Origin of the sequence: Bacillus sp. BF2-3, from assembly GCF_008368795.1 — a bacterium.
Taxonomy (GTDB): domain Bacteria; phylum Bacillota; class Bacilli; order Bacillales; family Bacillaceae_G; genus Bacillus_A; species Bacillus_A cereus.
In genome coordinates, this window is sequence record NZ_QOSA01000027.1 from 57,997 (window position 1) to 72,691 (window position 14,695).

Below are 14,695 nucleotides of genomic sequence, written 5' to 3' on the forward strand. Positions count from 1 at the left end.
ATTTCATTCAATTTGATTACAATACGGTTATAGCCCCTTACTGTAATCTTTTGTCATAACCGTCACTATTACGAGAATACCTCTAAATGAGCACTTCACAGCACTTCGCTATCAATTTTAAACCATATCTTTTTGAAATGCCTCTAACGCAATATGAACAGTCTCATCTGAAATAGATACGACATTCACTACCCCATATTCCTGCATAAGCACCATATGAATTGCTCCTGCATTTGCTTTCTTATCTTGTTTCATCAATTGAACGAGGCGCTCTACATTCAAATCTCCTGGCATTTTTGGATAGCCGTATTTCAAGAACCACTGCTTCATATCTTCATAAGCAAGATCAACCTTGTACACTTGCTCACTTAAAAATATGGCGAATAACATTCCAACCGCTACACCGTCACCGTGAGTAATATTTCCATACCCTAGCTCTTTTTCAAGAGCATGTCCTAACGTATGTCCAAAATTCAAATGAGCACGTACACCCTTCTCTGTTTCATCTTGTGACACAACATTTGCCTTTACAGGAATCGCCTTCGTTAATATATGGATTAACTTCTCATCATGAAGATCCGCTAATGTTTGCACTTCTTCTTTTAACCAATGGTATAGCTCCACATCACCGATAAGAGCATGCTTTATCACCTCTGCATAACCTGAACGCCACTCTTTTTCAGGAAGAGACTGTAAAAACGGTGTATGATATACAACTGCTTCTGGCTGATGGAATGCACCAATCATATTTTTACCTAACGGATGGTTAATCGCTACTTTCCCACCCACTGCGCTATCGTGCGCTAATAAAGTTGTCGGAACCTGCACAAAGCGAATACCACGCATAAACGATGCAGCAACAAAACCAGCTAAATCTCCAATCATTCCGCCTCCAAGTGCAAGAATTAAAGAATTTCTATCTAATTTATTTTCAAGAGCTGACGTATGAGCCGCATAGAAATTTTCGAAAGACTTCTCTTTTTCGCCACTTGGTACAACAAACGAAAACACGTGCTGCTCTACTTGTAATGCATCGATAACTGTCTGTAAATGTAGTGATGCAACAGCTTCATCTGAAATAATCATTACGTTAGATACCGCTGGCTGCATATTTTGAACGATCGTTGTTAAGTTTGACAACACTTCTTTACCAACATGTACATCATATTCTTTTGATTTCGTTTGAATATGTATGTTTCCCATTAAAATCCCCTCGCATATTCATTATGTTTCTCAATATTTTCACGAATTAGTTCCATACGATCTAATCCGAATTGTTCTATTAAAGCTGTCGCTAATTCCCAAGCCACAACCGCTTCTGCAACGACACTAGCTGCTGGCACTGCACAACTATCTGAACGTTCAATGCTCGCTGTAAAAGGCTCTTTCGTATCAATATCTACACTTTGAAGAGGTTTATAAAGTGTAGGTATCGGTTTCATCACACCGCGCACAACAATTGGCATTCCAGTCGTCATACCGCCTTCTAATCCACCTGCATTATTTGTTCTTCGTGTATATCCATGCTCCTCATTCCACAGAATTTCATCATGAACTTCACTTCCTGGTCTATGCGCTGCTTCAAAACCAATTCCAATCTCGACACCTTTAAAAGCATTAATACTCATAATTGCAGCTGCTAATTTCGCATCCAGTTTTCGATCATAATGCACGTAGCTACCTACTCCAATTGGCATCCCTTCCACAATTACTTCAACGATTCCACCAATTGAATCACCATTTGCTTTCGCATCATCAATCGCTTTCATCATTTGGTTACCAGCTTCGTCATCTAAGCAACGTACAGGAGATGCTTCGGTAATACTCTTTAATTCTTCAATTGAACTATACGTAATCTCCTTAGCTTGTACACCGCCAATTTCAATTACATGGCCCGCTACTTTAATACCAAGTTCTGCTAACACCTTTTTAGCAACCGCACCAGCAGCAACACGCACCGTCGTTTCGCGCGCTGACGAACGTTCCAGTACATTCCTCATATCTCTATGACCATATTTAATCGCACCATTTAAATCAGCATGCCCAGGCCTTGGTTTTGTCACTTTCCTTTTCATCTCTTTTTCTTCTTGCTCAGTTAAAGGCTCCGCCCCCATAATTTTTGTCCAGTGTGCAAAATCACGATTTTCAACAACAAGTGCAATAGGGGAACCTAATGTTTCTCCATGTCTAACACCACTTAAAATTTGCACTTGATCCGTTTCAATTTGCATGCGTCTACCGCGCCCATATCCCTTTTGCCTTCTAGCTAACTCTTCGTTTATATCATCTGCTACTAAAGACAATCCTGCCGGAACACCTTCTATAATCGTTGTAAGTTGTGGACCATGAGATTCACCAGCTGTAATATATCGCATACGTTATTCCTCTTTTCGTATATGTATTTATCTCACTATATTAACTTTTATCATTCTAAAAATATTAAAGAAATTATATCATAAATCGACCATTTTCTTATTCTATATTTCCGATAGTCCTAATTTAAATATCAACATATCATAACAGTTCAAACTTCGTAACTAACTGAAAATAAAAAAAGTGCAAGAAGAATACCCCTATTCTCCTTGCACTTTTTACTATTATCACAGTGATTAAAGCGTTTACAAATTATTTCAAAATAATTAGTAAATCCATTCATTCATTATTTTTGAGTAGTCAACTAATTCTTCTTCTTTAAAGAAAATAGCAATCTCGCGCTCTGCGCTTTCTAAAGAATCAGAACCATGGATAATGTTTTTCGCAACAGTTACACCGAAATCTCCACGAATTGTTCCAGGAGCTGCTTCATGTGGTCTTGTTTTCCCCATCATGTTACGAGCTGTATCTACTACACCTTCACCTTGCCATACCATTGCGAATACAGGTCCAGATGTAATAAAGTCTACTAACTCACCAAAGAAAGGTTTTTCCTTATGCTCAGCGTAGTGTTGTCCAGCAATTTCTGGAGTGACTTGCATTAATTTTGCACCAACTAATTGAAAGCCTTTTTTCTCAAAACGAGCTACAATTTCCCCAATGAAGGCACGTTGTACACCGTCTGGTTTTACCATTAGAAATGTTTTTTCCATAAAAAATCTCTCCACTTCTGAATTATGTATGTAATTGTATATCCCCACACACATATTATCACCCTTATCACAATTGTGCAATAGTTTTGAAATAGAGAGATTATTTTATTTTTTAGAATAAACCTTAAAATTTTCGTTTTCCAATATACTTTGCAACATTTTGTAATGCGTACTTTGCTTTTCCACGTGGGAGTGGTTTTATTATTTCTAAAGCTTTATGTAAATAACGTTCACTAAACGCAAATGCTTGATCAATTGCTGTACTATTTTTTACAGCATCAATAATTTCTTGCATTTCACTTGCTGTTGAATTTTCATGTACAGATGTGATTTTCTGACGAAGTACGGGATCTTCCATCGCATATAAAGCAGGAAGTGTAATATTCCCTTGTAGTAAATCCCCACCAGCAGGTTTTCCAAGTTTCTCTTCTGTAGAAACGAAGTCTAAAATGTCATCAATAATTTGATAAGACATTCCTACAAAATACCCATACCAAAATAGACGATTTACCGTATCACGATTAGCACCAGCAGCAATCGCTCCCAATTGACAACTCGCGGCAATTAATAATGCTGTTTTTCGCTTTATTCTTCTTAAATACGTTCTTAAATTTTGGTCATAATTGTATTTATCTTTAATTTGTTCAATTTCACCTTTACAGACTTCTAAAATAGTATGTGATAACGCTTGATGTGCCTCTGGAATTTCGATATTGGTTATACATTCAAGAGACTTAGCGAACAGATAGTCCCCTGTATACATCGCAATACGATCTCCCCATTTCGCATTCACAGTCGCACTGCCGCGTCGTAAAAATGCAGCATCAATAACATCATCGTGAACAAGAGAAGCCATATGAATAAGTTCTAACGCAACAGCAACATGCTTAATCGCATCTAACTTATAATCTCCAAATTTCCCTGCAAGCAACACAAATACAGGACGAATTCGTTTCCCACCAGCTTCAATAAGCTGTAATGCTGCCTCTTCTACTAATGGCTGTTCAGAAGCGACTGTCTTTTTTAATTCTTTTTCTATCACATTAATATCCGATCGTAAAAAAGAGTACATAAGTTGTAACTTCATATTGTTCACCTTAACCTAAAACTTCTTTTTTCTATTTTGATTCTGGTTTAATTCCTAAATGCATTGCTGCTACCCCAAAAGTAAATGGTTTCACTTGCACACGTTCAAGTCCAGCTTGCTCAAACATTTGAGCCAATTCTTTCATCCCTGGGAACGTACTAGCAGATTCTTGAAGCCATGAATATTCTTTATAACTTTTCGCAAACATCTTTCCAAATAACGGCATGATATATTTAAAGTATAAAATATACCCTTGTCGAAAACCAATCATTGTTGGTTGAGATGTTTCTAAACAGATTACTTTTCCACCTGGTTTTACTACACGCGTCATTTCTTTTAATACGTGCATATAATCCGGTACGTTACGTAAACCAAACCCAATCGTCACATAATCAAACGTATTATCTTCAAACGGAAGTTCCATTGCATTCCCATGTAGAAGTTCTACTTGTTTTAATTGTAACGCCTCTACCTTTTGCTTACCAACAGATAACATATTTTCACTGAAGTCTAAGCCAACAACCTTTCCTTGCTCACCTACGGCTCCAGCTAGCGCAATTGTCCAATCTGCGGTTCCACAGCATACATCAAGCGCTTGACTGCCTGGTTGTACATCCATAATTCGCATCGTTTCTTTCCGCCACGCTTTATGTCTTTGAAAACTAATTACAGAATTCATCACATCGTATTTATCAGAAATCTTTTCAAATACGTCATGTACTCTTTCTTCTTTTGATTGTTGCATGCTCGTACCTTCTTCCAATGTAAAATTGCTTATGTCTTCTATTCATTCCTTAACACAGAATTTATTTCATTTATGTCTGTGTGATTTTCTAAAAATTGTTTTTCTTTCTTTCTCAATTCCTTCATCCAACCATTAATCACTACTTCTGCTTTATCCCCTAAAGCATCTTGCATAGCTTGAAAAACAGGTGAATGTTGCTTATCAGCATACAATTGAATTTCTTTTTGAAGGCGATTTCCACCTAATACGTATGTGATAAATGGCTTCCAATGTGATAACTGAAAATGATCACATGTTTTTTGAAGGAGCGCAGACTCAATCGTTACTATGCTTTTCATTATGTCATCCGTCGTTTCATGCGCTTTTTGGTATAACATAATTTTGTGTTCATTTATCTCTTTAATTCCTTCAGCAAGTGCACGAATTAAAACAATATCACGATTCATAGACAATAAATAATAATATAGTCCACTATAGTAATCGCCTGCAAGTACTGTTAATTGACGACATTTATGGAATTCAATCTCTTCCTCGCCTGCTTTATTTGATACCCTTTCATGCGTATCAAGCGCAATTTGTACAAGCATAATTGTTACTACGTAATGCTCAATTTGTTCTATATGTAAGTTTGCACTCTTTAAAGCACCATATAACAATGCTATCTTTTCTTCATCAATAAATGGTTCTTCAATATAGTTTATAAAATAAGGATGGCGTAATTTCTCCATCAATTTTTCTTTTATACCCGCATACCCTCCGTAGATGTCACACACAAAAAATCACCCTTGTTTTCTAATTCATAAAACTTATTATAACACATACACTCTATTTTCTATAACCAAAACTTGGCTACACCTACCATTCATGTAAGCAATCTTTCTAATCTCACTCTGTCTAGTTAAAACTATATCATTTATTTACTAAAAAAAAAAAAGAAAAGCAGTTTCCCGCTTTTCTTTACTTCGTTTTAATAAACGATAAAATTTCACTGCGCGCTGCAGCATCATTTTCAAGCACACCACGCACTGCTGTCGTTACTGTTTTCGCACCTGGTTTTTTCACACCACGCATCGTCATACACATATGTTCTGCTTCTACTACTACCATTACACCATGAGGCTCTAGTACTTCCATAATAGAGTTCGCTACTGTTGATGTAATACGTTCTTGCAGTTGTGGGCGACGTGCAATTGTATCTACGGTACGAGCTAATTTACTTAACCCTGTTACCTTTCCACCTTGCGGAATATATGCAACGTGAGCAACTCCATAGAATGGTACTAAATGATGCTCACACATCGAATAAAATGGTATATCTTTTACTAGTACAAGCTCTTCGTGATCTTCTCCGAATACTTTATGCAAATGCTCTTTCGGATCTTCATGCATACCTGAGAACACTTCTGCGTACATTTTTGCAACACGCTTTGGTGTATCAAGTACTCCCTCACGATTTGGGTCATCCCCAATCGCCTCTAAAATAAGGCGTACTGCATGTTCAATTTGTTCTAAATTAACTTTTGCCATCCGCTAGCCCTCCCGAAAACCTAAAAGTGATACGAACACATTCTAGCATATTTATGTTTTTAAAAGCAAAAAGAAGAGTTCCCAAAAAGGAAACTCTTCTTCCCTGTTAATATGTAAGGATTATTTAACCGCATCTTTTAACGCTTTACCAGGTTTGAATGCAGGTACTTTACTTGCAGCGATTTCAATCTCCTCACCTGTTTGTGGGTTACGACCTTTACGAGCCGCACGCTCACGAACTTCGAAGTTACCGAATCCGATCAGTTGTACTTTATCACCTTGTTTTAAAGCTTCTAAGATAGAATCAAAAACAGCGTCTACTGCTTTTGTTGCGTCCTTTTTAGAAAGGGAACTTGCTTCTGCAACAGCATTGATTAAATCTGTCTTGTTCATGCCATTCACCTCCTCCCAAAGATAAGACTGTATAATGATCATAAAATGAGTCTTACTTTCATTTGTAGGCAATTTTTGCAAATTCTATACTACAAAGATGTAGATAAATCATTATCAACGCCTATATTATACGATTCTCCTTTATAATTCAATATTTTTAAGGAAATTGTTACTCTTAAAATGTGAAAATCTGATGAAACTTGACAATTTACAACAATGTATTAGATAATGACTGTTTATTTTTCTATTTTATAATCAAAAAAAACAAAAAATCCCTCTACAATGAGAGGGATTTTTTCTTATAGTATAATCGCAATTAATCCGCCAGATCCTTCATTAATAATTCTTTCTAGCGTTTCTTTTAATTTATATCTAGCATTTTCTGGCATTAAAGATAATTTCGCCTGAATTCCTTCTCGAACAATCGAGCTAAGTGAACGTCCAAATATATCAGAATTCCAAATTGATAACGGGTCATCTTCAAAATCTTGCATTAAATAACGAACTAATTCTTCACTTTGCTTTTCAGTACCAATAATCGGCTCAAACGTTGACTCTACATCTACTTTAATCATATGAATAGATGGCGCTACCGCTTTTAACTTCACACCAAACCTTGAACCGTGACGAATAATTTCTGGCTCATCTAAGCTCATATCCGCTAATGCAGGTGCTGCTACACCATATCCTGTTTGCTTAACCATACGCAGTGCATCCGCCACTTGATCGTACTCTATTTTCGCATGAGATAAATCGAGCATAAGCTTTAACAAATGATCTTTCCCTCGAATTTCTACTCCTACTACTTCTTTTAAAATCTGATCATATAATTCATCTGGCGCATATAAATCAATCTCCGCCACACCTTGCCCCATATCAATGCCAGCTAGGCTCGCTCGATCAATAAATTCATATTGACTAAACTGCCAAACAACGCGATCCACATCACGAAGACGTTTTATATCCTTCACAGTTTCTTGAACTGCTTCTTGATAACTTTGACGCAACCAATGCCCTTCATTTAGCACCATTACCCAACTCGGAAGGTTCACATTCACTTCTAATACAGGGAATTCAAATAGCGCTTCACGAAGTACATTATATACATCTGTTTCTCTTAAACTCTCCACACTCATTGCAATAACCGGGATATCATATTCTTCTGATAAACTTTGGCGTAATTGCTCTGTATCTGGATGATACGGCTGTACCGTATTAATTATCATAATGAAAGGTTTTCCTACTTCTTTCAACTCATTTACAACGCGTTCTTCTGCCTCTATATAATCTCTTCTTGGAATTTCACCAATTGTTCCATCTGTTGTAATTACAACACCAATTGTTGAATGTTCTTGAATTACTTTACGCGTGCCGATTTCTGCAGCTTCATGGAATGGAATAGGTTCTTCATACCAAGGGGTATTAATCATACGCGGGCCATTCTCATCTTCATAGCCCTTCGCTCCAGGAACCGTATATCCAACACAATCTACTAATCGAATATTCACTTCAAGTCCTTCATCTACTTCGATAGAAACCGCTTGGTTTGGAACAAACTTCGGTTCCGTCGTCATAATTGTACGACCAGCAGCACTTTGAGGCAATTCATCCTGCGCTCTTTGACGGTCAGACTCATTCTCAATATTTGGAATAACTACAAGTTCCATAAATTTTTTAATGAATGTTGATTTCCCTGTTCGAACAGCTCCTACAACTCCAAAATAAATATCACCGCCTGTTCGTTCTGCAATATCTTTAAAAATATCTACCTTTTCCAAGTGATTCCCTCCCTCAAAATTTTTGGGAATAATTCCGCGTTTATAGTCAACTAATACCTTCTCTAACGTTGCCTATAATATCTGATATAATATAATGGTATTCTAGAAGTTCGGACAATATATCATATAATTTTGTCCAATTTCATATGACTATTAAAAAATATCTTTTGTTTTCATCGTAAGTTGTATAACATAAAAAACCTTTCTTCTAGAACTTATTCACTAAAAGAAAGGTTCATGACTTATCATTTTAAAAAAATTGGTTCTCCGTCCTTTACTGTGTACGGTAAAGAATAAGCTGGTACAAACGGGGAACCTTTCGAAAGTATATTTCGAATATCTTCTCCCTCTGTAAACTGCCCTTCATTTTTTTTCAAAGCGTCATATAGGTCGATTCTATAATCAACAAAAACTTCTCCTTTTTCATTAATTACAAAAGGAAGTCCTTTACCAGAATATGGACTTGTCACTTGTGGCACATCTTTATATCCTAGTTTTTTGAAATCCAATTCATATACACCATCTGAAATTACTTTTTTAAAAGGTGGATATTGATGTTCATCACGATACATCCTAAGCTTTAAAGATAGTTCCTGAATTTGTTCAGCCATCCTAACATCAATTAACTTTACTGTCGGATTTGTTTCAACGTCTATTAATACGTATTGATATACTCCTCCACTTTCATACGCATTCCCTGGCGCTTCTTGTATGTAACGCGGGGCAATCTGTTGAAAATCGATTGGATACTTTTGATAAATAGGTGTACTCATATCCCTCGTCTTAATTGGCAATATCCCATCATTTTGCTCCTTAAATGTCACAACAGCTTTTTGAACAACCTGTAGCTGATCTTCATAAGGAACCGCATTTTGCTTCATATTTTCTTTCGGATACAGACACCCCGTTAAAAGGCTCATACAACAAAATATTAAAATAATATGGAATTTTTTCACTAGCATCACCTTTTCATACTAATCTAATTTGCTCCGTATGTAGTATTTTCGAGACCATTCCATTTACTGCTGTACAGGTCCACTAAATACAACAAGAAAAATAACAATTCCTGACACAATCATAAGGGTGTACGCTACTAACGCTGTAATCCCTTTCAAAAATTTATTCTTTATTCTATGTCTACTTAATAAAATAAAACTTACTGCAAAAAACATAAATCCAATTGCCCCTAAAGCCAGCCACATTTTCATAAGCCCTTCTGACATATACACACCCCTTTTTATTAATCTATTTTTATACTATTTTAACAAATTAAAATCTTTAAACAAATACAAAAAGAACATTTTACTACAAATCGCGAGTATGTAACTTTAATCAATAGGTTTTCCAGCATTTCTCACCAATCTAGGCAAAAATAAAACCGAAGCGATTGTATCTCTCGCTTCGGTTGACCAAATATGCCCAAAAACAGCTCTATTCCCATTCTTTCATGGCTATCATATGCAATCTCCAAACTCTTTGTTTCTCATAATTTATTTTTTAAACATTTTGCTTAACGAACCAAAATCTGTTGGCATATTATTATTAATAATCGCTTTTACAATTTGATCCTCTTGCTCTTTCGGCACTTCACGTCCCGCCATAAGAGCCACTTGATGAATTAATTGACGAAGTACAGTTTCATCACGTAAATTCGCATTTTGCACGGATGATGCTAATTTAAAAATATCCTCTTTATTTACTTTCGCTTCCTTCTCAATATTATTAAAAATATTATTATCCATTCTTTTCACCCTCTCCTCAAGTTACTCTTCATCCTATGCAAAAATGAAAAAATGGTGAAAAGACCCAAAAAATAAAAAAGCGACAGAAGTACAAATGTACTTCTGTCGCTTTTCTTTACAGTAAATCAGGTATAGCTTCCACTTCATGTTTTCGAACACGTCCCATCAATGAGCCTACTGCATCTTTTACGTTATTCCCATTGAACAGCACGTCATATAAAGCAGCTGTAATCGGCATTTCAACTTCCATTTTCTCTGCCAATTCATGAGCAGCTTTCGTTGTTCTTACACCTTCCACAACCATACCCATGCTTTCTAACACTTCTTCTAAAGAGTGTCCTTTTCCAAGCATATTTCCAGCGCGCCAATTTCGGCTATGAACACTTGTACAAGTTACAATTAAGTCTCCCATACCAGTTAGACCAGCAAACGTTAACGGATTCCCGCCCATTTTTCTTCCTAAACGAGCAATCTCTGTTAAACCACGTGTCATCAATGCCGCCTTTGCATTATCACCTAATCCAAGACCATCAGTTATACCAGCAGCTAATGCGATAATATTTTTTAACGCACCACCAAGTTCAACTCCAACGATATCTGGATTTGTGTATACACGAAAATAACTATTCATAAATAAATCTTGTACTTCCTCAGCCGCTTCCATACGCTTTGCTGCAGACGTAACTGTTGTCGCTTGTCGTAAACCGACTTCTTCAGCATGACTCGGTCCAGACAGTACAACAACATCTTTAATTAAGTGCTCTGGAATTTCTTCCTCAATCACTTCCGAAATACGTTTTGACGTACCAGGTTCAATTCCTTTGCTCGCATGAATCCAAGTAATTGGTTCAGTAACAATTTCTTTCATCTCTTGTAATACATCTCTGTACGCTTTCGTTGGTACTACTAGCAGTACTGTATTTACATCTACTAATGCTTCTTCTAAAGAAGAGTAGGCTACGATTGTGCTTGGCAATGTAATGCCTGGGAGATATCGACTATTCTCATGTTTCGTATTAATTTCATCCATAAGTTCTGGGCGATTTCCCCAAATACGTACATCATGTCCATTGTCAGCTAATACCATCGCTAACGCTGTTCCCCAGCTACCTGCTCCTACTACTGTGATTTTTGTCATAAAATCACATCCTCTCCATTAGTCTCTTGCTCTAGCGATAATGTGAATCGGCGTTCCTACGAAGCCAAATGATTCACGTAAGCGATTCTTTAAGAAACGCTCATATGAGAAGTGCAATAATTCTGGATCGTTTACAAACACAACAAATGTCGGTGGTTTTACCGCAACTTGTGTTGCATAGAAAATTTTCAGACGGCTACCATTATGAGTTGGCGTCGGATTCATCGCTACCGCATCCATAATTACATCGTTTAATACGTTCGTTTGAATACGGATACTATGACTTTCATTTACCTCATCGATAACCGGTATTAATGTTTGTGTACGTTTTCTCGTTTTTGCAGATAAGAAAACAATTGGTGCGTATTCTAAGAATTGGAAATGAGCACGGATATTTTCTTCAAATGCTTTCATTGTTTTTTCGTCTTTTTTCACTGCATCCCATTTATTTACAACGATAACAACAGCTCGCCCTGAATCATGAGCATATCCAGCGATTTTTTTATCTTGCTCAATAATTCCTTCTTCACCATCTAAAACGACTAAAACAACGTCAGAACGTTCAATCGCTCTTAGCGCACGAAGTACACTATATTTTTCTGTACTTTCATACACTTTTCCTTTTTTACGCATACCAGCTGTATCAATAATTACATAATCTTTTCCATCTTTACTATATGGTGTATCGACAGCATCACGAGTTGTTCCTGCTACATTACTAACAATTACACGCTCTTGACCAAGAAGAGCATTTACAAGTGATGATTTCCCTACGTTTGGACGTCCAATTAAAGAGAAACGAATTGTGTCTTCATCATATCCGTCTTCTTCAATCTTTGGAAAATGTTGTGCAGCTTCGTCTAGTAAGTCACCTAACCCTAATCCGTGTGTACCTGAAATTGGGAATGGTTCGCCAAATCCTAATGCATAAAAGTCATAAATGTCACTGCGCATTTCCGGATTGTCTACTTTATTTACTGCAAGTACAACCGGTTTATTTGAACGATATAAAATTTTTGCAACTTCTTCATCAGCTGCTGTTACACCGTCACGACCGTTTGTCATAAAAATGATAACATCCGCTTCATCAATTGCTACTTCAGCTTGTTGACGAATTTGTGTCAAAAACGGCTCGTCTCCAATATCAATTCCGCCCGTATCAATAATGTTAAATTCATGATTTAACCATTCTCCAGCGCTATAAATACGATCGCGCGTTACACCTGGAATATCTTCTACGATTGAAACTCTTTCTCCAACAATTCTATTGAAAATAGTAGATTTCCCTACGTTCGGGCGACCTACTATCGCTATTACTGGTTTCGGCATATACTTTCATCCTTTCAACTTGCTTCTGTTTATTATGTAAAAAACCCTTCTTTGTGCAAGAAGGGATTTGCATTCCAGAATATTTCTCAACGTATCAAAACACCTCACATTATAACACACGTTGCTAATGTTTCACAATAATATATACATTCTCTTGTAAGCGATGTGCTATACCATCTAAAATTGCTTCTAAATTATTTGCAACAAATTCTAGTTCCTCCGTCGATTCGCAAACGAATAAAGGAGCACCACCTGCAAATTTTTCTGGAGTCGTTGTTATAACTGCCAGAATAACACTTTCTAACATCATCTCTTATCTCCCCTTCCTTTTGGGGCTTCCGATGACATATGGACAGCACTTTCTAACGTTGGTACATTTCCTATGACACCTATCGCTTTCTCTGCATCTTGATCTTGCGGCAGGACAAAAATCCCAACCCTGCCATCCTCTAAATCACGCTTTGCTAACGGTACAAGCGCTGGTGTACCAGAATCTCTATAAATCCCTAACGCTACTGAAACATCGTGTAAAATAGCTTGTCGTTGCCCTAAATTTGAGATTGTAACCATCGCATCAATTGATTTCGGCTTTAAAATAAAACCCATACCATATTTCATAATTTCTTCTTGTCTTGCTGGCAATCCAATATTCATAATGTAAATATTGTCAATATAAAGCCCTGCTCCTTCAAAACGAAGCGGAACGTGCTCAATTTCAACAAGATCATGTAGCCTTTTACCAGACATTAATTTTTTCGCGATAAAAAATGCGATTATAGCCATAATTACTCCTGCAATCCATGAACGGAATCCTATATACGCAAACGTCGTTGCAAACGACGTTAACATTGCCAAATAGTTGCGACTTTCAAAAACCAATGCAATTCCTTCAATGTATGTATTTCCACGCGGTACGAGCTCATACCCATCTAATTGTTGAAGCGTATTTCTTTCCATATTACGTACATCACGAAATTGTGTCGCTGCTAATGTAAGAAATGTAATGGCAGAAAAATCTTTTTTCAAAATAGACGGGATTGCAATCGCTCCTAAAGCAGCTGCAATTAACCCCATTGCAATATGAATAATTTTCCCATGTAGCCTCGTCGGATATTGCCGCGTATCCGTCCGAAGCATTAGCACCCTTGTAACTGTCCCCGCTATTACGCCGCATAAAATGGCTGGTGTATATTCAGTCATGTATTACCCTCGCCTTTCTTTTACGTGTTTTTCTCTTAAACCGTTCCATGTATACTGATGCTTTTGCAATCCAAAACAATATTGCCATGAATAATGTAGAAATGGCGACGATATCAAAAAATGCTAAACTACCGTAATCATATGGAAAATTCAATTTCCTAAAAATAAATGTCACTAGCAGCTCTCCTTGTAACATCCCTACATATAGAGAACATAATCGTAATATGCGATCCCCATGCAATAACACCGATGCATACACAAGAGCACTACTTAGCAGAAACACTCTATCCACCACAATCCAAATCGGATCATATATTTCTAACAGATGAAAACTTGTATATAACATTGCAATAATAAGTGCCGAAAGTAAGCTATACAATTTTTTCCAGACGGAATATAGCGTGATCCCTATAAAAGAAATAATACAAAGTAAAAGAGCATTTACTGATACCACGAATGAGGCAATCGTTACATGTAACGGAGAGCAAATTATAAAAATCAGTATACAAGCGCCTAACTTCCACCGGATAGGGTCCTTTTTCATAAAAAAGGTTACAATGATCCACCCTATCCAAGCTACAAAATAAAAAGTACTTCCATCCATCAACTTCACCTCCTATGTTTTCCATTATGGGAACTTTTTATGAAAGTTAATCCACTTTATTTACGC

At 36.8% G+C, this 14,695-nt stretch carries 17 protein-coding genes; all 17 read right to left on the bottom strand.

Annotated elements, in window-relative coordinates; genetic code table 11:
- Window positions 1–117 precede the first annotated feature (117 nt).
- Window positions 118–1,203, bottom strand: a complete 1,086-nt coding sequence (gene aroB, locus DN401_RS20400; protein WP_000526819.1) for a 3-dehydroquinate synthase — start codon at window positions 1,201–1,203, stop codon at window positions 118–120.
- Entirely contained in the window at window positions 1,203–2,375 is a 1,173-nt protein-coding gene (gene aroC, locus DN401_RS20405) for a chorismate synthase (RefSeq protein WP_001269384.1), read from the bottom strand. Before aroC ends, aroB begins: the two co-directional genes overlap by 1 nt.
- A gap of 264 nt (window positions 2,376–2,639) precedes the next feature.
- Complete coding sequence (ndk, locus tag DN401_RS20410) at window positions 2,640–3,086, bottom strand: nucleoside-diphosphate kinase (protein WP_071740354.1); 447 nt, start codon at window positions 3,084–3,086, stop codon at window positions 2,640–2,642.
- Between the two features lie 124 nt (window positions 3,087–3,210).
- Window positions 3,211–4,173: a heptaprenyl diphosphate synthase component II gene (hepT, locus tag DN401_RS20415; protein WP_000776077.1), complete on the bottom strand. Its 963-nt coding sequence runs from the start codon at window positions 4,171–4,173 to the stop codon at window positions 3,211–3,213.
- A 31-nt stretch (window positions 4,174–4,204) separates the two neighbouring features.
- Window positions 4,205–4,918: a 2-heptaprenyl-1,4-naphthoquinone methyltransferase gene (gene menG, locus DN401_RS20420; protein WP_001187674.1), complete on the bottom strand. Its 714-nt coding sequence runs from the start codon at window positions 4,916–4,918 to the stop codon at window positions 4,205–4,207.
- Between the two features lie 38 nt (window positions 4,919–4,956).
- The gene (locus DN401_RS20425) at window positions 4,957–5,691 is read right to left on the bottom strand and encodes a heptaprenyl diphosphate synthase component 1 (protein WP_121868162.1); all 735 of its coding nucleotides are present in this window, start codon (window positions 5,689–5,691) and stop codon (window positions 4,957–4,959) included.
- A gap of 184 nt (window positions 5,692–5,875) precedes the next feature.
- A complete protein-coding gene (folE, locus tag DN401_RS20430) occupies window positions 5,876–6,445 on the bottom strand; it encodes a GTP cyclohydrolase I FolE (RefSeq protein ID WP_001151482.1) in 570 nt (189 codons plus the stop codon).
- A 120-nt stretch (window positions 6,446–6,565) separates the two neighbouring features.
- Window positions 6,566–6,838 (bottom strand): HU family DNA-binding protein, encoded by a 273-nt coding sequence (locus tag DN401_RS20435; RefSeq protein ID WP_001043860.1) that lies wholly within the window; start codon window positions 6,836–6,838, stop codon window positions 6,566–6,568.
- 299 nt (window positions 6,839–7,137) lie between these two features.
- On the bottom strand, window positions 7,138–8,616 hold the full coding sequence (spoIVA, locus tag DN401_RS20440) for a stage IV sporulation protein A (RefSeq protein WP_000416519.1): 1,479 nt from the start codon (window positions 8,614–8,616) through the stop codon (window positions 7,138–7,140).
- 245 nt (window positions 8,617–8,861) lie between these two features.
- Window positions 8,862–9,572 (bottom strand): hypothetical protein, encoded by a 711-nt coding sequence (locus DN401_RS20445; protein WP_000713407.1) that lies wholly within the window; start codon window positions 9,570–9,572, stop codon window positions 8,862–8,864.
- A 63-nt stretch (window positions 9,573–9,635) separates the two neighbouring features.
- Window positions 9,636–9,839 carry a DUF2768 domain-containing protein gene (locus DN401_RS20450; protein WP_001289008.1) on the bottom strand — a complete coding sequence of 68 codons (204 nt, stop codon included), beginning with the start codon at window positions 9,837–9,839 and terminating at the stop codon, window positions 9,636–9,638.
- Between the two features lie 267 nt (window positions 9,840–10,106).
- Window positions 10,107–10,358 (bottom strand): stage VI sporulation protein F, encoded by a 252-nt coding sequence (locus tag DN401_RS20455; RefSeq protein ID WP_000369754.1) that lies wholly within the window; start codon window positions 10,356–10,358, stop codon window positions 10,107–10,109.
- 115 nt (window positions 10,359–10,473) lie between these two features.
- Window positions 10,474–11,496, bottom strand: a complete 1,023-nt coding sequence (locus DN401_RS20460; RefSeq protein WP_000161763.1) for an NAD(P)H-dependent glycerol-3-phosphate dehydrogenase — start codon at window positions 11,494–11,496, stop codon at window positions 10,474–10,476.
- A gap of 18 nt (window positions 11,497–11,514) precedes the next feature.
- On the bottom strand, window positions 11,515–12,825 hold the full coding sequence (gene der, locus DN401_RS20465) for a ribosome biogenesis GTPase Der (RefSeq protein WP_001125893.1): 1,311 nt from the start codon (window positions 12,823–12,825) through the stop codon (window positions 11,515–11,517).
- Between the two features lie 124 nt (window positions 12,826–12,949).
- Complete coding sequence (locus tag DN401_RS20470) at window positions 12,950–13,135, bottom strand: capping complex subunit for YIEGIA (RefSeq protein WP_000979059.1); 186 nt, start codon at window positions 13,133–13,135, stop codon at window positions 12,950–12,952.
- The gene (locus DN401_RS20475; protein WP_000141596.1) at window positions 13,132–14,025 is read right to left on the bottom strand and encodes a YIEGIA family protein; all 894 of its coding nucleotides are present in this window, start codon (window positions 14,023–14,025) and stop codon (window positions 13,132–13,134) included. The genes DN401_RS20470 and DN401_RS20475 overlap by 4 nt, the downstream gene beginning before the upstream one ends.
- Window positions 14,018–14,629, bottom strand: coding sequence for a YphA family membrane protein (locus tag DN401_RS20480; protein WP_000349103.1), 612 nt, complete (start codon window positions 14,627–14,629; stop codon window positions 14,018–14,020). Before DN401_RS20480 ends, DN401_RS20475 begins: the two co-directional genes overlap by 8 nt.
- Between the last annotated feature and the right edge of the window lie 66 nt (window positions 14,630–14,695).

Bases quoted from the DNA above. Each gene is read 5' to 3' on its own strand.
- aroB (WP_000526819.1), bottom strand. From the start codon at position 1,203: ATGGGAAACATACATATTCAAACGAAATCAAAAGAATATGATGTACAT.
- folE (WP_001151482.1), bottom strand. From the start codon at position 6,445: ATGGCAAAAGTTAATTTAGAACAAATTGAACATGCAGTACGCCTTATT.
- DN401_RS20435 (WP_001043860.1), bottom strand. From the start codon at position 6,838: ATGAACAAGACAGATTTAATCAATGCTGTTGCAGAAGCAAGTTCCCTT.
- menG (WP_001187674.1), bottom strand. From the start codon at position 4,918: ATGCAACAATCAAAAGAAGAAAGAGTACATGACGTATTTGAAAAGATT.
- DN401_RS20475 (WP_000141596.1), bottom strand. From the start codon at position 14,025: ATGACTGAATATACACCAGCCATTTTATGCGGCGTAATAGCGGGGACA.
- DN401_RS20455 (WP_000369754.1), bottom strand. From the start codon at position 10,358: ATGGATAATAATATTTTTAATAATATTGAGAAGGAAGCGAAAGTAAAT.
- DN401_RS20450 (WP_001289008.1), bottom strand. From the start codon at position 9,839: ATGTCAGAAGGGCTTATGAAAATGTGGCTGGCTTTAGGGGCAATTGGA.
- der (WP_001125893.1), bottom strand. From the start codon at position 12,825: ATGCCGAAACCAGTAATAGCGATAGTAGGTCGCCCGAACGTAGGGAAA.
- ndk (WP_071740354.1), bottom strand. From the start codon at position 3,086: ATGGAAAAAACATTTCTAATGGTAAAACCAGACGGTGTACAACGTGCC.
- DN401_RS20470 (WP_000979059.1), bottom strand. From the start codon at position 13,135: ATGATGTTAGAAAGTGTTATTCTGGCAGTTATAACAACGACTCCAGAA.
- DN401_RS20460 (WP_000161763.1), bottom strand. From the start codon at position 11,496: ATGACAAAAATCACAGTAGTAGGAGCAGGTAGCTGGGGAACAGCGTTA.
- hepT (WP_000776077.1), bottom strand. From the start codon at position 4,173: ATGAAGTTACAACTTATGTACTCTTTTTTACGATCGGATATTAATGTG.
- aroC (WP_001269384.1), bottom strand. From the start codon at position 2,375: ATGCGATATATTACAGCTGGTGAATCTCATGGTCCACAACTTACAACG.
- DN401_RS20480 (WP_000349103.1), bottom strand. From the start codon at position 14,629: ATGGATGGAAGTACTTTTTATTTTGTAGCTTGGATAGGGTGGATCATT.